Source organism: Catellatospora sp. KI3 (assembly GCF_029948125.1).
GTDB lineage: Bacteria > Actinomycetota > Actinomycetes > Mycobacteriales > Micromonosporaceae > Catellatospora.
In genome coordinates, this window is the sequence record NZ_JASAMB010000001.1 from 241,254 (window position 1) to 261,289 (window position 20,036).

Annotated in this window: 16 protein-coding genes; 1 reads left to right on the plus strand and 15 read right to left on the minus strand. The window is 71.7% G+C overall.

The genetic code is table 11. The features are described 5' to 3' along the window. Positions 1 to 42: 42 nt before the first annotated feature. From QEZ54_RS01145 to QEZ54_RS01165, 5 genes are read right to left on the minus strand one after another with little or no spacing between them, the layout of a single operon-like run. Positions 43 to 1,152: a bifunctional RNase H/acid phosphatase gene (locus tag QEZ54_RS01145; protein ID WP_281303011.1), complete on the minus strand. Its 1,110-nt coding sequence runs from the start codon at positions 1,150 to 1,152 to the stop codon at positions 43 to 45. A gap of 2 nt (positions 1,153 to 1,154) precedes the next feature. Continuing rightward, positions 1,155 to 1,895: a C4-type zinc ribbon domain-containing protein gene (locus tag QEZ54_RS01150; protein WP_281302536.1), complete on the minus strand. Its 741-nt coding sequence runs from the start codon at positions 1,893 to 1,895 to the stop codon at positions 1,155 to 1,157. A gap of 47 nt (positions 1,896 to 1,942) precedes the next feature. Beyond that, positions 1,943 to 2,758, minus strand: a complete 816-nt coding sequence (locus QEZ54_RS01155; protein ID WP_281302537.1) for a Nif3-like dinuclear metal center hexameric protein — start codon at positions 2,756 to 2,758, stop codon at positions 1,943 to 1,945. Positions 2,759 to 2,767: 9 nt separating this feature from the next. Further along, positions 2,768 to 3,367, minus strand: coding sequence for a flavoprotein (locus QEZ54_RS01160; protein ID WP_281302538.1), 600 nt, complete (start codon positions 3,365 to 3,367; stop codon positions 2,768 to 2,770). Further along, entirely contained in the window at positions 3,368 to 4,594 is a 1,227-nt protein-coding gene (locus QEZ54_RS01165) for a helix-turn-helix domain-containing protein (RefSeq protein ID WP_281302539.1), read from the minus strand. Between the two features lie 278 nt (positions 4,595 to 4,872). Between QEZ54_RS01165 and QEZ54_RS01170 the strand changes: the two genes are divergently transcribed. Then, positions 4,873 to 5,529, plus strand: a complete 657-nt coding sequence (locus QEZ54_RS01170) for a bifunctional DNA primase/polymerase (RefSeq protein ID WP_281302540.1) — start codon at positions 4,873 to 4,875, stop codon at positions 5,527 to 5,529. A 380-nt stretch (positions 5,530 to 5,909) separates the two neighbouring features. Here the strand turns inward: QEZ54_RS01170 and QEZ54_RS01175 are convergent, their stop codons facing one another. The 10 genes from QEZ54_RS01175 to QEZ54_RS01220 form a co-directional block, all read right to left on the minus strand. Continuing rightward, the gene (locus QEZ54_RS01175) at positions 5,910 to 6,860 is read right to left on the minus strand and encodes a type IV toxin-antitoxin system AbiEi family antitoxin domain-containing protein (RefSeq protein ID WP_281302541.1); all 951 of its coding nucleotides are present in this window, start codon (positions 6,858 to 6,860) and stop codon (positions 5,910 to 5,912) included. A gap of 212 nt (positions 6,861 to 7,072) precedes the next feature. Further along, positions 7,073 to 8,167: a branched-chain amino acid aminotransferase gene (locus tag QEZ54_RS01180; protein WP_281302542.1), complete on the minus strand. Its 1,095-nt coding sequence runs from the start codon at positions 8,165 to 8,167 to the stop codon at positions 7,073 to 7,075. A gap of 146 nt (positions 8,168 to 8,313) precedes the next feature. Then, positions 8,314 to 9,339: a 3-isopropylmalate dehydrogenase gene (locus tag QEZ54_RS01185; RefSeq protein WP_281302543.1), complete on the minus strand. Its 1,026-nt coding sequence runs from the start codon at positions 9,337 to 9,339 to the stop codon at positions 8,314 to 8,316. 239 nt (positions 9,340 to 9,578) lie between these two features. Continuing rightward, the gene (locus tag QEZ54_RS01190) at positions 9,579 to 10,130 is read right to left on the minus strand and encodes a GNAT family N-acetyltransferase (protein WP_281302544.1); all 552 of its coding nucleotides are present in this window, start codon (positions 10,128 to 10,130) and stop codon (positions 9,579 to 9,581) included. A 628-nt stretch (positions 10,131 to 10,758) separates the two neighbouring features. Next, positions 10,759 to 11,808 (minus strand): hypothetical protein, encoded by a 1,050-nt coding sequence (locus tag QEZ54_RS01195; protein ID WP_281302545.1) that lies wholly within the window; start codon positions 11,806 to 11,808, stop codon positions 10,759 to 10,761. 397 nt (positions 11,809 to 12,205) lie between these two features. Next, positions 12,206 to 13,807: a phosphoglycerate dehydrogenase gene (gene serA / locus QEZ54_RS01200; RefSeq protein ID WP_281302546.1), complete on the minus strand. Its 1,602-nt coding sequence runs from the start codon at positions 13,805 to 13,807 to the stop codon at positions 12,206 to 12,208. Between the two features lie 263 nt (positions 13,808 to 14,070). Then, on the minus strand, positions 14,071 to 15,081 hold the full coding sequence (gene ilvC, locus QEZ54_RS01205; protein ID WP_281302547.1) for a ketol-acid reductoisomerase: 1,011 nt from the start codon (positions 15,079 to 15,081) through the stop codon (positions 14,071 to 14,073). A 108-nt stretch (positions 15,082 to 15,189) separates the two neighbouring features. Next, entirely contained in the window at positions 15,190 to 15,708 is a 519-nt protein-coding gene (ilvN, locus tag QEZ54_RS01210) for an acetolactate synthase small subunit (RefSeq protein ID WP_281302548.1), read from the minus strand. Further along, the gene (locus QEZ54_RS01215; RefSeq protein WP_281302549.1) at positions 15,708 to 17,528 is read right to left on the minus strand and encodes an acetolactate synthase large subunit; all 1,821 of its coding nucleotides are present in this window, start codon (positions 17,526 to 17,528) and stop codon (positions 15,708 to 15,710) included. Before QEZ54_RS01215 ends, ilvN begins: the two co-directional genes overlap by 1 nt. Positions 17,529 to 17,709: 181 nt before the next feature. After that, positions 17,710 to 19,992: a bifunctional diguanylate cyclase/phosphodiesterase gene (locus QEZ54_RS01220; protein ID WP_281302550.1), complete on the minus strand. Its 2,283-nt coding sequence runs from the start codon at positions 19,990 to 19,992 to the stop codon at positions 17,710 to 17,712. Between the last annotated feature and the right edge of the window lie 44 nt (positions 19,993 to 20,036).

Consider the following 20,036-nt stretch of genomic DNA (forward strand, 5'->3'; position numbering starts at 1 on the left):
ACCTGCGGAGCGCGGCGGCGCGGGCGGGCAGGTGGGGGTTGTTCACAGGTCGTCGAGGTGGGCGGTGTCGTTGACGACGCGCACCGACACGCCGCCGTCAGGCCAGGTGTCCACGATGGACACCCCCGCCGGGTCGAGCAGCAGCCGGTGCAGGAACGCGTCCGAGGCGGCCAGGGCGTCGCGCAGGATCAGCTTGATCGGTGAGACGTGCGAGACCACGGCCAGCGTGCCGCCCTCGTACTGCGTCTGCAGCCGGCCGACGACGCCCCGGACCCGCTTGGCCACCTTCTGGAACGACTCGCCGCCGGGCGGGGCGACCGATGTGGACGCCAGCCAGGCCGACAGCTCGGCGGCGTACTGCTCGCGCACCTCGCCGAAGGTCAGGCCCTCCCACGCCCCGAAGTCGCACTCGATCAGCTCGGGCTCGAGTTCGACCGGCACCCCGCCCGCCGCCTTGGCGATGGCGCGGGCCGTCGCCTTGCAGCGCTTCAGCGGCGAGCAGACGACCCGGTCCGGCTTCAGCCCGGCGACGCGGCGCGCGGTCGCGGCCGCCTGCTGCTCGCCGCGCTCGGACAGCGGCACGTCGCCCCGGCCGGAGTAGCGCTTCTGCGCGGTCAGCGGGGTCTCGCCGTGGCGGACCAGGATCAGCCTGGTCGCGGGGGCGGTGCGCGGCGCCCAGTCCTGCTTCGGCTCGGTCACCGCGACGGCCGTGGCGACCGCCGCGTCGTGCTCGATGACGGCGCCGCCGGCCGCTGCGGCGTCCATGGCCGCGTTCGCCAGGGCGTCGGCGGCACGGTTGCGCTCGCGCGGGATCCAGCCGTAGGTGACCTGGTCGAACCTGCGTACCAGCGTCGCCGCCTGGGCCGCCAGCGGCCGCAGGCCCTGGTGCTTGATCTGCCAGCGGCCCGACATCTGCTCGACCACCAGCTTGGAGTCCATCCGCACCTCGACCAGGGTCGCGCCGAGTTCGGCGGCGGCCTCCAGCCCGGCGATGAGCCCCCGGTACTCGGCGACGTTGTTGGTGGCGACGCCGATCGCGGCGGCCCGCTCGGCCAGCACCTGGCCGCTGGCCGCGTCCCGGACCACCGCGCCGTATCCGGCCGGGCCGGGGTTGCCGCGGGCGCCCCCGTCCGCCTCCACCACGACCCGCATGGTCACAGGCCCGATTCGTGGGTGCGCACCATGATCCGGCGGCACTCCTCGCAGCGGACGACCTCGTCGGGCGCGGCCGTCTTGACCCGGTTGCGGTCGGCGCCGAACAGCTCCAGGCGGCAGCCGCCGCAGCGGCCGTGCTGCACCAGGGCGGCACCGAGCCCGCCGGACTGCTCCCGGATCTTGTCGTACAGCTGGACCAGCTCAGCCGGGAGGTCGGCGGCGAGCGGACCGCGGGCGGTCTGCTTCCACTGCGCCTCCTTGTCGATCTCGGCGACGGTCTTGTCCCGGCGCTGCTCGGTGGCGATGCGGGTGTCGCGGGCGACGCCGATGCGCTCGTCCACCCCGTCGAGCACCGACTGCGCCGACTCGCGCTTCTCCATCAGCTCCAGCTCGGCGTCCTCGAGCTCGGACTGGCGCCGGGTCAGCGAGGCGATCTCGTGCTCAAGCGCGCTCAGCTCACGGGCGGGCAGCCGGCCGTCGTCGAGGCGCTGCTGGTCCTTGGCCCGGCGCTGGCGGACGGTGTCGACCTCGCGCTCCAGCTTGGTGATGTCGCGGTCCAGGTCGTCGACGTCGACCTCGGCGCGGACCCGCTCGTCCTCCAGCCGGCTGACGACCTTGGTAAGCGCGTCCAGCTCGGCGAGCTCGGGCAGCGTCCGGCGGCGGTGCGCCAGCTGCTGCAGCGTGGTGTCGATCGCCTGCAGGTCGAGCAGCCGCTGCTGGTCCTTCGGGTCGGCCTTCATAGGGCACTCCTTCTCTTGATCAGCGCTCTGCCGGGCAAGCACCGTGCTCACGTGGCAGGGTCAAGTGTCGCGCAGGCGTGGAACCGGAACGGATCGGTGTTCGCGTCGGAGACGATGATCTCAAGTCCGGTCCGGCTGCGCAGCCAGGCGGCCAGTGGTGTCAGCCAGGGCGCCTCGGTGGCGTAGTGACCGGCGTCCACCAGCGCGGGACCACCCTCGGCCAGGTGCTCGGAGACGCGGTGGTGCTTGAGGTCGGCGGTGAGGTAGACGTCGACGCCCGCGGCGACCGCGTCGGGGATGAAGCTGTCGCCCGAACCGCCGCAGACGGCGACGGTCCGCACGATCCGCGCGGGGTCGCCGCTGACCCGGACGCCCCAGCTCGCCACGGGCAGCGCGGTTGCGGCGAGGTGGGCGAACTCGCCCAGCGTCATCGGGTTGATCCGGCCGATCCGCCCGGCGCCCCGGCCGTCCTCGGTCGGGCGCAGCGGGCGCAGGTCGGTCAGGCCGAGCCGGGTCGCGAGCGCGTCGCTGACCCCGGGGTTGGCCACGTCGGCGTTGGTGTGCGCGACGAACAGGCCGACCCTGTTCTCGATCAGGTCGTGCAGGATGCGGCCCTGGTAGTCGACGGCGGCCACCGAGGAGACGCCCGACAGCAGCAGCGGGTGGTGCGCGATGATCATGTCGGCGCCCAGGTCCAGGGCCTGCGCGACGGTCTCGGGCAGCACGTCGACCACGGTCAGCACTCGGGTGACGGGGTGCTCGGGCCGGCCGGCCACGAGGCCCACCCGGTCCCACGGCTCGGCCCAGCCGGGCGGGAACTCTTCATCGAGCAATCGCACGAACGAGGCGACAGTCCAGCTCACCCGGACAGCCTAGGGGGTCACCCGCCCGCCCGGCGCGGCGGTCGCGGACAGCGCCTCGTCGACGGCGCGCAGGGCCAGCTCCCACGGGAACTCGTGGCGCATCGCGTCGCCGTTGCCCGGCTCCGGCAGGGCCAGCACCTCGTCGCCGTAGAGCACGCGCACGCCCCAGCTCCGCAGGCGGGACAGGTTCTCCTGGAACATCGGGTGCCGGGCCATCGCCCCGTTGGTGTAGGGGAAGGCGACGATGGGCAGGCCCTTGCCGTACCCCTCGATGAGCAGGCCGAGCGGGAGCGTGTCGGCGATGCCCGCGGCCCACTTGTTCACGGTGTTGACCGTCGCCGGGGCCACCACCAGCGCGTCCGCCGGCGGCAGCACGTCGGGGTCGCCGGGGTTCTTGAAACCGGTGCGCACCGGGTGGCCCGTCTGGGCGGCCAGCGCCGGGATGTCGAGGAACTTGCGCCCGTCAGGGGTGGCCACCACGCACACGTCGTAGCCGCGCCGCTGGGCCAGGTCCACGAGCCGGCCGACGTCGCGGGCCACCGGCGAGCCGCAGACCAGCACGTACAGCACCGGCCGCGGCCGGTCGTCGGCCGACGCCGCCTCGCTCATCTAGACCCCCACCCCCATCTGCTCGGCCAGCTCCGCCAGCGCCGCCGTCGGGGTGCCCCGGGTCCGGCGCAGCACGTCGCTGAGCACCTCGTGCGCGATCGGACGGCAGCGTATCTCGGCCGGGGCGAGCAGGTCGCCCTCCAGCAGCATCTCGCCCGCCTTCTCCACGTCGCCGATCTGGGTGTAGCCGCGGGCCATGTCCAGGTAGTGGTGGGCGCGGCGCTCGGGCAGCATCGCGTTGAACGCCGCCGGGTCCAGCGCGGAGTGGATGGCCACCGCCATGCCGCCCTCGCCCAGCTCGACCGCGGCCGCGGCCCGGTGCACCTGCACGTTGGTGGGGCCGAAGCTGGTCCAGTAGTGGTTGCGGTCGCCGCCCAGCGCCGTCGCCGCGTCCTGGGCGCCGGTGAGCAGGTCGCGCATGGTGGCGCTGTCGCCGATGCAGGAGGCGGCCATGGCGCCCTGCAGCAGCAGGAAGCCGTACACGGACAGGCGGTCGTCGGCGGTGCCGTCGCCGCTCGGGCACAGCCGGTTGGCGATGTTGACGTTGACCTCCAGCGCGGACCGGTGGCGGCCCAGCGCCCGCAGCGCGTTGGCGACCCGGGTGGTGGCCACCCCGGCCAGCAGCTGGTCGCCCGCCCGCTGGGACACCGCGATGGACCGGTCGGCGGCCAGCCAGGCCAGGTCGAGTTCGCCGAGCTTGCGCAGCACCGACGAGGCGATCTGGTACACCTGCCCGAGCAGGTGCGCGGCGTCGCGGGTGTCGTCGGTGCCCGCGTACGCCGTGTCGGCGGCCTGGGCGTCGCGCAGCAGCTTCGGCAGCGCGCGGGCCAGCACGCCGTAGCGGCCGTGCTCCCAGGTCTGCCACGCGTGCTGGGTGGCCTTGCGCATCTCGGCGATGGGCGGCGGCTCCGGCGGGGCGTAGAAGAACGCGCTGATCTGGTCGTAGCGCTCCAGGGCGGACCGGATCTCGGCGACCTCGATCTGGTCGATGCAGTTCAGGCTGTCGGGGCGCCGCTCCGGGTCCTTACCGAGCAGCAGCGCCACGTCCAGCTGGAGCACGTCGGCTATCTCGTACACGACGGAGAACTTGTCGAGCCGGCGCACGCCGCGCTCGACCTTGTCCACCCAGCTCTTCGACTTGCCCAGCCGGTCGGCGAAGACCTGCTGGGACATCTTGCGGCGGTTGCGCCAGTACGACACCCGCCGGCCTATGGGCAGCTCGTCCATGTCACAACCCTCCCCTCATCGGGTCTGGGAAACGAGTCGCACAGGCTGTGCGCCCTCATCCGGTCCGTCACTCGTATCTTCTGTTGCAAGTTGCAGTTAGAAAATGCATCGAGACGTTTGCTTGCTGGACTGTTGTCGATGTAACGAGTGCATGCGACCACAGATACGGTTAAGAGCGATGTCGATCTCTTTCCCGTCACGGCCGTACCCGGAAGAGGAGGTCGGACACCATGCGGTGGCGACACGGACCGTTCGCCCGGAACCTGCTCCGACACCGGATGCGACGCGCGGCACTGCGCTTCGCCGCCCACGGCTGGGCGGTCACCCCCGGCGGGTACTTCAACGGCCGGCGCATGGCCTGCGACCGGGCCACCTGCCTGGCCACCAGCTGCCACCCGGTGCTCACCGACTGGGAGACGCAGTCCAGCACGTTCACCGCGCAGCTCGACGAGTGGTGGGCCCAGCACCCGCACGCGGTGCTGCTGCCCACCGGGCACACCTTCGACGTGCTGGAGGTCCCGGCACTGCTGGGCACCGCCGCCGTCTGCGGCCCACCGCTGGGCAACGCCCGCCGCGTACGCGGACCCGTCGCGGTCACCGCCACCGGCCGGTGGATGTTCCTCATGCGGCCCGGCGCGGCGCTCGCACCCGAACTCGACCACCGGGTCGACGTGCTGCGCCACAGCCACGGCTCGTGGATACCCGCCCCGCCGACCGTGCTGCCGGAGGGGCCCGTGCGCTGGCAGGTGTCACCCGCACAGGTGAACTGGCACCTACCCGACGCCGAGGAACTGCAGCAGGCGCTCGTCCGCTCGTTGGTCAGTCTGGACGCGTCGTTCCTGGATCTGCCCCTCACCGCGCGGCGGCGGCTCGCCCCGCCCCCGCGCATCGGTCGCCCGCCGACCATGCAGGCCGCGCTGCGACGCGCCGGCTGAACGTCCACACCGGAGCCATCCCTCGCCACCACCCCGTGACAGGCAGCACCGATCGACCGCCCAGCAGCGCGGTCGACGGTCGGGGTATCGAGGAGGTCCGACATGGCAACTGACAACGTAGAACGGGCCCTGGCACACGTCGAGTCCCAATTCGGGGTCATACGATCGTCATCGGCCCGATGGGCGGGCACACGGCCGTACGGCGCCCGCCCCGGCGGGTCCCGCCCGAGCGGCACCCGCCCAGCCAGCACCCACCGCCCGGTGCGGTAGCGCGCGCCTCGCACTGCGCTCCGCGCCGCGGGGGAAGGAAGGGACCCTTCTTATCGCTTTGCGTAGCAGAAGGGCCCCTTCTTAACTCCGCATCTCCGGCGGCGGGCGCGTCAGGGCAGGACGCGTACGTCGACTTCGACGCCGGCACGGCGTGCCGCAGCCTCGGTGACGATCCGCCGAACCTCGTCCGGCCTACGCTCCACGAACGAGGGCACGAAGTGCAGCACCTGCACACCGACCCGGCCGAGGATGTTGTGGCGTTCCAGCGTCCGTGCCCAATCCTGCTGGTTGAAGTGGAACTCGCGCGAATCCACCTCGATCGCGAGTGCCGCCTCCGGCAGGTAGCCGTCCGGCGTCGGCAACGGCGTACCGTCGAGCCGAGCCAGGCGCGGGTTCCACAGCAGGCGACCGGCCAACGCCGGAACCGCCTCCAGCACCTCGCGGGTCAGCGCCTCGGGCGCCGACCGGGCCCCGCCGACAATCTCCGCCAGCACTCGTCGGACCAGCGCCGTGCGGCTGCGCGCCGCCCGCCGCACCTGCGCGTCGAGCGCGCCGGGCGACACCTCGAACCGCTGCACAGCCTCTGCCATGACCGCCCGGACCGTACGAAGTTCGCGCAGGTCGCGGCAGGCGTCCACGACCGCGCGGGCTGGTGAGCACACCCGGTAGAGCTCCGTATGGCGAGCGGACTCGTCGAGTTCCAACGCCCGCCGCACCGCCACGAAGCCGTGCGAGCGCCGGCGTTCCTCGTGCCGCACGAGCACGTGCACCTGCTCCGAGGAGGGGACCGCGCGGAAGCCGTACCAACTCAGCGCGCTCGTCCCCGTGAGCTGAGCGTTCGGTCCGGCGTAGAGCGCGGCCGCGATGCGGCGCTGCTCCTCGGTCAGGACCCCGCTGGTCACGCAGTAGATGCCGTTGAGCACGCGCTGCCAGGCGCCACTACGGATGCGGCGGTAGACGTACATGTCGCTGTGCCCGGCCGCGAGCACCTGCTCCCTGGTCAGCAACTGCCGTTGGCGTACCGCGACGGCGTCGAGCGTCGCGTCGAGTGCTCGTGTCATGCCCGGCACGATCGCCGCGCGCCCCAGGCTCCGCCAGCCGCCGCCGACCCCGTCGGTGGACAGCCGGTGGCTTGGGGACGACGCCCGCCCCCGGTTCTTGATCTGGTATGGCCACAGCCGAGTCCCCCGCCCACCGCCCCAAGCGCCGGACGTGAAGAAGGGTCCCTTCTATATCGGAAAGCGATAAGAAGGGACCCTTCCTTACCTCAGGATCAGATGGTGGTGGTCCAGCCGTGGGGGTCGGGGCGGCGGCCGTACTGGATGTCGACGAGGTGGGCGCGGAGGGCCGTGGCGACCTGGCCGGCGGTGCCGTCGCCCATCTGGAAGTCGCCCTCGGTGCCGCGGACGGTGCCGATGGGGGTCAGGACGGCGGCGGTGCCGCAGGCGAACGCCTCGACGATGTCGCCGGCGCGGGCACCGTCGCGCCACTCGTCGATCGAGACCGGGCGCTCCTCGACCGCGTAGCCCTGCTCCTTGGCCAGGGTGATGACCGAGTCGCGGGTGATGCCGGGCAGGATCGCGCCGTTCAGCGGCGGTGTGATCATGGTGCCGTCCCGGCGCACCAGGAACACGTTCATGCCGCCGAGCTCGTCGATGTACTTGCGCTCCGCCGCGTCGAGGTAGACCACCTGGTCGCAGCCGTGCTCGGCCGCCTCGGCCTGGGCGGCCAGACCGGCGGCGTAGTTGCCGCCGCACTTGGCCGCGCCGGTGCCGCCGGGCGCGGCCCGGGTGTAGTCGTTGGACACCCAGATCGTGACCGGCTTGACCCCGCCGGCGAAGTACGGCCCGACCGGCGAGGCGATGAGCACGTACAGGTACTCGCGGGCCGGGCGCACGCCGAGGAACACCTCGCTGGCGTACTGGAACGGGCGCAGGTAGAGGCTGCCCTCGGTGCTGGTCGGCACCCAGGCGCGGTCGATGTCGACCAGCTGCCTGATCGAGCCGAGGAACAGCTCGGGCGGCAGCGGCGCCATCGCCATCCGGTTCGCCGACTCGACGAACCGGGCCGCGTTGGCCTCGGGGCGGAACAGGCCGACCTTCCCGTCGGCCCGCTGGTACGCCTTCAGCCCCTCGAATATCTCCTGGGCATAGTGCAGCACGGCGGTCGCCGGGTCCATCGGGATCGGGGCGCGTGCCTCGACCCGGGCGTCGTACCAGCCTTTGCCCTCGGCGTACCGAATGGTGACCATGTGGTCGGTGAAGATCCGGCCGAAACCGGGGTTGGCCAGGAGCGCCTCGCGCTCAGTGGCCGATACCGGTTGCGAACTCGGACGGATCTCGAAGTCGATCGTGCCACCGCCGCTCATGCGCGCTGCCCTCCATCGTCAGGGGTCCGGGGAAAACTTACCTCTAACGTTCGTTAAACCCCAGCCCGTACGGTGTCCCAGGCAGAAAGCACGTCGCCCGGCCACCTCACGGACCGGGCGAACGTGTCATTCTCGCGGCCGTGCGGTCATGCTACGAGTACGGATACTCGGTCGCCGACCTCGGCCGTGCGGATCGCCTGTCCGGGCGTACGGCCGGACAGTTCGGTCGAAACCGCCTCTTCGATCTTGCGGGCCTCGTCCGCGTAGCCCAGGTGGTCCAGGCACAGCGCCACCGACAGGATCGCCGCCACGGGGTCGGCCTTGCCCTGGCCCGCGATGTCCGGCGCCGAGCCGTGCACCGGCTCGAACATGGACGGGAAGGCGCGGGTCGGGTTGATGCAGCCGCTCGCGGCCAGGCCGATGCCGCCGGTCACGGCCGCCGCGATGTCGGTGAGGATGTCGCCGAACAGGTTGTCGGTGACGACCACGTCGTAGCGCTGCGGGTTCGTGACCATGAACATGGCGGCCGCGTCGACGTGCTGGTACTCGGTGGCGATGTCCGGGAACTCGGTCGCCACCTGCGCGAACGTGCGCGCCCACAGGCCGCCCGCGTGGGTCAGCACGTTGGTCTTGTGCACCATGGTGACCTTGCGGCGGGGGCGCTTGCCCGCGCGCTCGAACGCGTCGCGGATGACCCGCTCCACGCCGTGGCGGGTGTTCAGGCTCTCCTCGGTGGCGATCTCGTGCGGGGTGCCGCGGTGCATGCCGCCGCCCGCGCCCGCGTACAGGCCCTCGGTGCCCTCGCGGACCACCACGAAGTCGATCTCGCCGGGCTTGACCCCGGCCAGCGGGCCGCTGGTGTTGGGCCACAGGCGCGACGGGCGCAGGTTCACGTACTGGTCGAAGTCGAAGCGCAGCTTCAGCAGCAGGCCCCGCTCCAGCACGCCCGGCGGCACGCTCGGGTCGCCGACGGCGCCGAGCAGGATCGCGTCATGCTGGGCCAGCTCGTCGCGCACCGAGTCGGGGAACACCTCACCCGTGCGGTGGTAGCGCGCCGCGCCGAGGTCGTAGGCGGTGGTCTCCACGCCCGGGAGCACCGCGTCGAGCACCTTCAGGCCCTCGGCGACCACCTCGGTGCCGATCCCGTCTCCGGCCACGACCGCAATGCGCATTCCCGCTCGCCTCTCACCCTGGCCGGCACCCTTGCAGACCTCTGCCGACTGTTCTACCGAACGTTAAGCCAGTTTCCCACTTCACGGTACACCCGTACCAACATCCGGACACCCCACCCGCCCACCAGCCCCGCCGCCTGCACCCCGACCTCCACGTTGATCACGGCGCCAAGGTGGAGACACGCCATCGAACCCGCCTGTAAGTTCATGATCAACGGGGTTCCGGCGGTGGCGGCGGGTCAGCCGGCGGGGCGGTGGTCGCCGACGAGGCGGCCGCTGCGGATGAGGTGGCGCTTGGAGGCGCCGGGGATGTTGCGGGCGGGTTCGGCGTCGGGCTGGCTGCTGCGTACGAACAGGGTGACCGTGACGGCGGGCGTGAAGCCGTTGCGGGACATCAGGGTGGCGGAGGCGCTGTTGGAGCTCTCGACGTCGGTCACGACGCGGCTGGCGCCGCCCTCGAACAGGGCCTCGCAGCAGGCGTCCACGAGACGTCCGGCGATGCCCCGGCCCTGGTACGCCGGGTCCACCGCGATCCACTCCAGGTAGCCCCAGTCGTCGCGCAGCTCGAACGTCTGCGAGCCGAGCACGAAACCGACCACGGTCTCGCCGTCCAGGGCCACCCAGCAGGCGCTGTCGCCGCTGTCCAGGTGCTCGGCGACGGCGGTCAGGGACCACGAGGTGTACGGCTTCACCGAAGTGTCGAACACCCGGTAGCCCAGGTCCAGCACCTGCCGCAGGTGCTCCAGCCCGACGGGGGCGATGACGATCTCCGCCGGAGACGATTCACTCATCCCAGCAGACTGCCACGGATCAGCGCGGCGGCAGCGGATTCGGCAGGACGAGCCGGACTCCTCCGGAGGGCCCGGAGATGCCCGGGAGCCGTCCCACGGACGTACCCGCCGAGCGCCGCCCACGGCGGCCCTCCGCCACACGCCGCCGAGCGCGGTCCGCAGCGGGCCTCCGCCACACGCCAACCGAGCACCATCCGCAGCAGGCCTCCGCCACACGCCAACCGAGCGCCGTCCGCAGCAGGCCTCCGCCACACGCCAACCGAGCGCCGTCCGGGGCGGGCCTCCGCCACACGCCCGTTGACCGCCGCCCGCGGCCAGAAGCTCAGCCACAGGCGCGATGATCGCTGATCGTGGGCAGATAATCGGTCACTGGCCGACATATCGACCGCACTCTGCGATCATGGTCCGAAACAGGCTTGAAGATCGCGACCTGCGGTCACAAAACCGCATAGGCTGCCGGCCAGACCGAGGTTCCGACCAGAGCCAGCGCTCTTCAGCGGGTCCGCCGTCCAAGATCGCCGTTTCGGGTGGCGTATCCGCCAACGACCCTCATTCCGGCCCAGCCGACAACCGTGGCGGCGAGAGCGGCAAGCCTCCGCCGCCACGTTACGGGCGGCCGGGGGTCGGGTCAGAAGACCCAGCCGGTCAGTTCGGCGCGCTGGACGGGTTCGGCGCCGTCGGCGTCGGTGTCGGCCCAGGTCTCGCGGTGGTACGCGCGGGCGGCGGCCAGGGCCGCGTCGACCGGTTCGGCCAACCAGAACTCGTCGATCATGAGGTTGCGGTCGCCGCCGCGCAGGGTCCACAGGGCGTAGCGGCGGCGCAGGCCGCGGTACGCGCTGCGGGCCACGATCGCCTCCGGGTCGGCGACCTCGACCAGCAGCCCGGTCTCCGGCCGGTCGTCCAGGCGCAGGCCGATGCTGACGATCTCGGTCCACGGCACGGTGACCCGCATCGCGCGCAGCCAGATGCCGCCCGCGTCGACCCGCGCCAGCACCCGGCCGCTGCCGGGCTGGTAGCGCCGGTACACCAGAAGCAGGATCACGGCCGGGACGAGCAGGATCAGCCCGAACAGCAGCGCCCAGGCGAGCAGGTCCCGCCAGCCGACGCGGTCGCCGGGCAGCACCGTGTCGAGGTGGGCCTGCTCGACCCGCAGCCGCCAGATCAGCGTGCCGACGTACACCAGGGGCAGGAAGAAGCCGATCATGGCACGGGGCGAGCGCCACGGCAGGGCGCGCAGCTCCGCCGGGACCGGCTCACCGGCGGCGGCCAGTTCCAACCGCTGCGGTACGAGGTCGCGGCGCAGCCGGAAGTCCGCGCCGTTGGACACGAGGAACGCGGCGAACGCGGCCAGCACCACCACCAGGCCGCCGGCGACCGCCGCCCCGAAGGTCCAGGTCGGCTGCCCGGCCACCAGCATCGCGAACACGAGGACCGCCGCGAGCAGCAGCAGCAGGCAGATGTCGACGCCGCGGCGCGAGTCGGCCAGCCGCCGCTGCAGCGCTACCTGCGCGGGCGAGGGGCGCGCCGGTTCGGCGCGGATCGGGGCGCCCCGCCCCGATCCGGATCCCGTCGCGGCGTCGCCGTCCAGGTCCGCGCGCACCGTGGTGTCGCGGCCAGGCTCAGCCGCGGAATCGGCACGGTCCGGGTCGTCCGAGCCCACGTCGATCTGGGAGTGCATTTCGTCATCATGTCGCATTCGCGGCCCGCGCGAGGCGGCATCGCGACAAGCGACCGACCAGCGCGACGCGGCATCGCGACAAGCGACCAGCCCACCGCGCGAGGCGGCATCGCGACAAGCGACCGGCCACGTGAAGCGGCATCGCGACAAGCGACCGGCCCGCGCGAAGCGGCATCGCGACAAGCGACCGGCCCGCGCGAAGCGCGGGAAACAAGCGACCGGCCCGGTCGGGACTGCGGCAAACAGTCCTGACCGGGCCGGTCGTTGATTGCTGTGATGCGTCGCGTCCGTACGGACCGGATCACCCGAAGATCCGTCCATCCGTGCCCGCGCCGCGCGCGTCCGTAGTGGACCCCGCAAGGCTACCGAGCAGATGCAACGCTATGCAAGCGGTCGCTTACTCCTCGGTGAGGTCCACGGCGCTGACCGAGGCCGCGCCGATGTTCTCCGCCGCTCGCTGCAGCAGGTCAGCGGGGACCGGCGAGTCGACGGTCAGCGTCATCAGCGCCTCGCCGCCGGCCTCGCGCCGGGCCACCTGCATCGCCGCGATGTTCACGCCGACGGCGCCCAGCACGGTGCCGACCGCGCCGACCACGCCGGGGCGGTCCGCGTAGCGGAAGAACAGCAGGTTGCCGTCGGCGTCCAGCTCCAGGTCGAAGCCGTCCAGCTCGGTGAGCTTGATCTGCTCGCGCAGGCCGTGGGTGACGACCGCGCCCGCGACGCTGACGGTACGGCCGTCGGTGAGCGCGCCGCGTACCGTGACCAGGTTCTTGTGCTCGTTGACCTCGGGGTTGGTGGCCAGGTTGATCTCCACGCCCCGGTCGGCCGCGATCAGCGGCGCGTTGACGTAGGTCACCTGCTCCTCGACGACCGAGCTGAACAGGCCCTTGCTGGCGGCCAGCTTCAGCACCGACACGTCGTGCTGCTCGACGATCTCGCCGCGCACCTCGACGGTGATGCTGGCGGCCACGCCGCCCGCGATCGCGGTGAAGACCTTGCCTAGCTTCTCCGCCAGCGGCAGCAGCGGCCGGACCTCCTCGGCCACGACGCCACCGGCCTGCACGTTGACGGCGTCCGGCACGAACTCGCCCTGCAGCGCCAGCTTCACGCTCTTGGCCACGGCCAGACCGGCCTTGTCCTGCGCCTCGTGAGTCGAGGCGCCCAGGTGCGGGGTGGCCACCACGTTGTCGAACGCGAACAGCGGCGAGGTGGTGCACGGCTCCTTGAGGTACACGTCGATGCCGGCGCCGGCGACGCGGCCCTCGGCCAGCGCCTCGGCCAGCGCCTCCTCGTCGATCAGGCCACCGCGCGCGGCGTTGATGATGCGCACCTCGGGCTTGACGAGCTGAAGCTCCTTGGCGCCGATCAGGCCCACGGTCTCCGGGGTCTTCGGCAGGTGGATCGAGATGAAGTCGCTCTCACGCAGCAGCTCCTCCAGCCCCACCAGGCGTACGCCGAGCTGGGCGGCGCGGGCGGGCTGCACGTACGGGTCGTACGCGATGAGGCGGGTGCCGAAGGCGGCGATGCGCTGGGCGAACAGCACGCCGATGCGGCCGAGGCCGACCACGCCGACGGTCTTGCCCTGCAGCTCGACGCCGGTGTACTTCGAGCGCTTCCACTCGCCGTTCTTCAGGGCCGACGAGGCCGACGCGGTGTTGCGGGCCACGGCCAGCAGCAGCGCCAGGGCCTGCTCGGCGGCGGAGACGATGTTCGAGGTCGGCGCGTTCACGACCATGACACCGCGCGCGGTGGCGGCGGGCACCTCGACGTTGTCCAGGCCGACACCGGCCCGGGCGACGACCTTCAGCTTCGGCGCGGCGGCGATCGCCTCTGCGTCGATCTTGGTGGCGCTCCGCACGATCACGGCGTCGGCTTCGGCCAGCGCGGCAAGCAGTGCCGCCCGGTCCGTGCCGTCGACGTGGCGGACGTCGAAGTCGTACGCCAGCACGTCGAGCGCGGCGGGAGCGAGTTCTTCGGCAATGAGAACGACGGGAGTCACAGCTTGCCTCACGACTGAGAGTTGGATGACTGATGCCCGGAACCGCCGCATTGCGTTCGGGGCCTACCCCGGCGATGTTACGGGCTTGACACGGGTTCGCACGCCGAAGGCCGCCCGTGACCGTCCTCACGTTTGTCCTGCTCAGTCCGGATCACGCCCGGACGCGAAAGTAGCCGGGCCGCGCCGAGGGATCGCCTCGGGCGCGGCCCGGTATGGCCCGACCGCCGTTGTCCGCGGTCCGGCTGCTCTATGGGGAGGAAGTATCAGGCGGTCTCGGTGAGCGGCCGGTCGACCCAGCTCATCATGGCCCGCAGCTTGGCACCGGTCTCCTCGATCGGGTGCACCGCGCCCTGCTCCTGGAGCTTGGTGAAGTTGTGGCGGCCGTTGTCGTCCTCGGCGACCCACTCGCGGGCGAACTCGCCGTTCTGGATCTCGCCCAGGATGCGCTTCATCTCCTCCTTGACCCGGCTGTCGATGACGCGCGGGCCGCGGGTGACGTCGCCGTACTCGGCGGTGTCGGAGACGCTGTAGCGCATGCGGGCGATGCCGCCCTCGTACATGAGGTCGACGATCAGCTTCAGCTCGTGCAGGCACTCGAAGTAGGCCACCTCGGGGGCGTAGCCCGCCTCGGTCAGCACCTCGAACCCGGCCTGGACCAGCGCGGAGGCGCCACCGCAGAGCACGGCCTGCTCACCGAACAGGTCGGTCTCGGTCTCCTCCTTGAACGAGGTCTTGATGACGCCGGCCCGCGAGCCGCCGATCGCCTTGGCGTACGACAGCGCCAGCGCCTGCGCGCCGCCGGTGGCGTCCTGCTCGACGGCGATGAGGCAGGGCACGCCCTTGCCGTCGACGTACTGGCGGCGGACCAGGTGGCCGGGGCCCTTCGGGGCCACCATCGCCACGTCCACGTCCGACGGCGGGGTGATCAGGCCGTAGCGGATGTTGAAGCCGTGGCCGAAGAAGAGCGCCTTGCCGGCGGTCAGGTTCGGGGCGATCGACTCGGCGTAGATGAACCGCTGCGCGGTGTCCGGCGCGAGGATCATGATCACGTCGGCCTCGGCGGCCGCCTCGGCGGGAGTCACCACGCGCAGGCCCTGCTCCTCGGCCTTGGCGCGGCTCTTGGAGCCCTCCTTCAGGCCGACGCGCACGTCGACGCCCGAGTCCCGCAGCGACAGCGCGTGGGCGTGGCCCTGGCTGCCGTACCCGATGACGGCGACCTTGCGTCCCTGGATGATCGACAGGTCCGCGTCGTCGTCGTAGAAGATCTCAACCATTCTCGTTCCCTCTCAAGCTATCGCCGCGCGACAGGCATCTTCGCCCGCCCGACGGCGCTGCGGTGACACGACCCGGGCCGCGTCTCACCAGGTGATCGTTCTGGGTGGTCAGGCGGCCAAACGAAGCGACGGGTTCGCGGTGATGCTGCGCGAGCCGCGGCCGATGGCGACCAGGCCGGACTGCACCATCTCCTTGATGCCGTACGGCTCCAGGTCGCGCAGCAGCGCGTCCAGCTTCTCGGCGGTGCCGGTGGCCTCGATGGTCAGCGCGTCGGGCGCGACGTCGACGACCTTCGCGCGGAACAGCTCCACCGTCTCCAGCACCTGCGAGCGCACCGGCCGGTCCGCACGCACCTTGACCAGCAGCAGTTCGCGCTGCACCGCGGTGCTGGGTTCCAGCTCCACGATCTTCAGCACGTTGACCAGCTTGTTGAGCTGCTTGGTGACCTGCTCCAGCGGCTGCTCGTCGGCGTTGACCACGACGGTGATGCGGGAGACCTCGGGGTGCTCGGTCTCCCCCACCGCCAGCGAGTCGATGTTGAACCCGCGCCGCGAGAACAGCCCCGCGACCCGGGCCAGCACACCCGGTTTGTTCTCGACCAGCACAGAAAGCGTGTGCTTACTCATCAGATGTCGTCCTCGTCGAAGGTGGGGCGGACGCCGCGGGCGAACATGATCTCGTCGTTGCTGGTGCCGGCGGCCACCATCGGCCACACCATGGCGTCCTTGCCGACCACGAAGTCGATCACGACCGGAGCGTCGTTGATCGCCATCGCCGCCTCGATCGTCTTGTCGACGTCCTCGGCGGACTCGCAGCGCATGCCGATGCAGCCCAGCGCCTCGGCCAGCTTCACGAAGTCGGGGATGCGGTGCTTGTGCGTGCCCAGGTCGGTGTTGGAGTAGCGCTCGTTGTAGAACAGCGTCTGCCACTGGCGCACCATGCCCAGGTTGCCGTTGTTGATCACGGCGACCTTGATCGGGATGCCCTCCAGCGCGCAGGTGGCCAGCTCCTGGTTGGTCATCTGGAAGCAGCCGTCGCCGTCGATCGCCCACACCACCGCGTCCGGCTTGCCGGTCTTGGCGCCCATGGCGGCGGGGACGGCGTAGCCCATGGTGCCCAGGCCGCCGGAGTTGAGCCAGGTCGCCGGCTTCTCGTACGAGATGAACTGGCTGGCCCACATCTGGTGCTGGCCCACGCCGGCGCAGTAGATCGCGTCCGGCCCGGCGATCTCGCCCAGCCGCTTGATCACGTACTGCGGGGCCAGGGTGCCGTCCTCCGGCTCCTCCCAGCCCAGCGGGTAGCGGGTGCGCAGGTCGTTGAGCTGCTTCCACCAGTCCGCGCGGGGCGGGTGGGTCTCGCCCTTCAGCGCCGTGATCAGCTCTTCGATCACGTGCTTCACGTCACCCACGATGGGCACGTCCGCGTGGCGGTTCTTGCCGATCTCGGCCGGGTCGATGTCGGCGTGGATGACCTGCGCGTCGGGGGCGAAGCTGTCCAGCTTGCCGGTGACCCGGTCGTCGAAGCGGGCGCCCAGGGTGATCAGCAGGTCGCTGCGCTGCAGCGCGTACACCGCTGAGACGGTGCCGTGCATGCCGGGCATGCCCATGTGCTGCGGGTGCGAGTCGGGGAACGCCCCGCGCGCCATCAGCGTGGTGATCACCGGGATGCCGGTCAGCTCGGCCAGCTCCTTGAGCACCTCGGTGGCGTGGGCCTTGAGCACGCCGCCGCCGACGTACAGCACCGGGCGCTTGGCCGCGGTGATCAGCCGGGCCGCCTCGCGGATCTGCTTGCCGTGCGGGTGCAGCGTGGGCCGGTAGCCGGGCAGGTCCAGCGTCGGCGGCCAGCTGAACGTGGTCGCCGCCTGCAGCACGTCCTTGGGGATGTCCACCAGCACCGGGCCGGGGCGGCCGGTCGCGGCCAGGTGGAACGCCTCGGCCAGCACCCGGGGCAGGTCCTCGCCGGACTGCACCAGGAAGTTGTGCTTGGTGATCGGCAGGGTGATGCCCTGGATGTCGGCCTCCTGGAAGGCGTCGGTGCCGATCGCGGGCCGGGCCACCTGGCCGGTGATCGCCACCAGCGGCACCGAGTCCATGTACGCGTCGGCGATCGGCGTCACCAGGTTCGTCGCGCCGGGGCCGGAGGTGGCCATGCACACGCCGACCTTGCCGGTGGCCTGGGCGTACCCGGTGGCCGCGTGGCCGCCGCCCTGCTCGTGCCGGACCAGGATGTGGCGCACCTTCGAGTCGAACAGCGGGTCGTACGCGGGCAGGATCGCGCCGCCGGGAATGCCGAACACCACCTCTACCCCGAGCGCCTCCAGTGACTTGACGAGGCTCTGTGCGCCGGTGCACGGAACAGGTGCGATCTGGGCGCCGGGCGCCGCGGGCGGCGCCGACCGCTGCGCCGCGGCCCGCTGGGCCAGGGACTCAGGGCTTGGTCTAGTCATTTCCGATCACCTTTGACTCTGAAGGTCACGTCGTTGAAGCCCGGCCAACAAAAAAGCCCTCGTGCAGGAAACGCACGGGGGCCAGCGCACTCTCATCAGGTGAGAGTGCGCTCAGGTAAGTACTCGGGCAGACGGCCGAGAGGTCGACATGGGCCCAGCTTGACGCATCTCAGCCGCTGAGTCAACTGCTCCCGGATGTTGGGACGGCAGTGTCGTGACGTTCGGTTCCGTTGCCGACCAGCCCGTGGATACCCATCGTCTTGCCGCCGTTTCCGGCCGGTTTCGGCAGCCCGGTGGCGCGCGGCTGACCGCTCTGCCCGGCCTGCCCGCGGGTGGAGGAGGCGACCAGCATCGCCTCCAGGTGCTCGGCGGGCACCCCCATGCCGAACAGCTGGCCCTGCCCGTACGGGCAGCCGGTCGCCTCGACGAGTTTGCGGTGCTGCGGCTCGCTCATGCCCTCGGCGATGACCTGCAGGCCCAGCCGCTGCCCCAGGCGCACCACCACGTCCACCAGCGGCGCGCCCGGCCCCTGGTCGGTCGGGGCGTCGATGACCAGGCTCCGGTCGATCTTGAGGATGTCCACCGGCATGCTGCGCAGCTGCCCGAGTGACGAATATCCCGCCCCGAAGTCGTCCAGCGCGATCCGCACGCCCAGCGCCCGCAGCGCCGACAGGGTCCGGCGGAACTCGTCGATGTCGGTGGCGACCGCGTGCTCGGTGACCTCCAGCACCAGCCGCGACGGGGCTACCCCGTGCGTGCGCAGCACCTCCTTGACCGCGGTGGCGTACCGGGTGGAGTGCAGCTCGCGGGGCGAGATGTTGACCGAGACCCAGACGTCGTAGCCGTCGGCGACCCAGCGCGACAGCTGGCGGCAGGCGGTGTTGAGCACCCAGGCGCCGACCGCCTCGATCTGGCCGGTCTCCTCCGCGATCGGGATGAAGTCCAGCGGGCTGACCTGGCCGAGCTCCGGGTGGTTCCAGCGGATCAGCGCCTCGGCGCCGACCATGCCGTACTTCGGCAGGGCCACCACGGGCTGGTAGACCAGGGTGAACTCGTTGCGGTCGACGGCGGTGCGCAGCGCGTGCTCGATCGCGGTGCGGCGGCGCAGCTGGCGGTCGTACACCTCGTCGTAGAGCTCGACCCGGTTCTTGCCGCGCTGCTTGGCCGAGCGCAGTGCCAGGTCGGCGTTGCGCAGCAGCGTCGGCACGGTGTCCGCCTCGGCGCACCCGGCCAGGCCGATGCTGGCCGAGAGGAAGATGTCGGCCGCGCCGTGCTGGTACGGCCGGGCCAGCACCGTGAGCAGCCGCTGCGCGACCTTGGCCGCCTCCGCCTGCTTGGCCCACATCAGCACCGCGAACTCGTCGCCGCCCAGCCGCGCCGCCAGGTCGCCCGGGCGCAGGTTGAGCCGCAGCCGCTGGCCGACCTCGATCAGCACCGCGTCGCCGACGTCGTGGCCGCGCATGTCGTTGACGTTCTTGAACCCGTCCAGATCCAGCGTGAGCAGCACGCACGGCGGCCCGTTCACCGCGTCGAGGTACAGCGTGCGCAGCAGGCCGCGGCGGTTGGCCAGCCCGGTCAGCGGGTCGGTGTGGGCCAGCTCGCGGAAGTGCGACTCGCTGTCGGCCAGCCGCTGGTTGGCCCGGCGCACGTCGAGGATGGCCAGGTACTGCCGCCCGGCCATGAAGAAGCCGTTGGAGATGCCGACCAGCGCGGTCACCATCTCGATGCCCTGGCTCTGGCTGTAGCCGTGCACCGCCACGAACGAGATCGCCAGCACCGGGACGAGGCCGGTGGCCAGGCCCGAGCTGGGCGAGCCCGCCTCGGTGTCGTGCGTGCGCGCCTGCGGGGCCGGGCCGACGAACCACAGCGCCGCGCCCGCCGGGATCGCCAGGCCGCCGAGCAGCACCACCGGGCCCCAGCCCGCGCACGCGCCCAGCGCGACGGCGGTCATACCCACCGAGGCCAGTGCGGCGCCCGCGCTGTGCCGCAGCAGCGGCCCGCGGCGCAGCTGCGCCCGCACCACCAGCACCACGCTCAACCCCACCACCACGCAGGTCAGCACGGTCGCCATCAGCACCGGCATGCACGTCCGGGGCACCGCGGCGCTCATCCCGTGCCCGTTCGCGTGGGTGCTCAGCAGCACCGTCCACAGGACGATGAACAGGGCCGAGGCGCCCATCAGCGATTCGAGCATCAGCCGCAGCCGCGCCCCGTCGCCGATCACCTGGTCGATGATCTCCAGCAGCGCCGCGAGCAGCAGCAGCGCCGCCACCGAGGCGGGCAGGCCGAGCAGGCCGCCGAGCATGATGCGGCTGCCGATCCGGTCGTCCCAGCCGTCGTCCCAGCGCATGGTGTGCACCCAGGCGATCGGGGCCGCCACCGCATACAGAACCAGCGCGCCGGCGCACAGCCGGTTCGCGCGGACGACCAGGCCCTGCTGGTCGGCCAGCCGATTGGTCGCCATCGCCCAGACTGCGGGCACAGCGGTCACCACGCTCGCCAGAACGG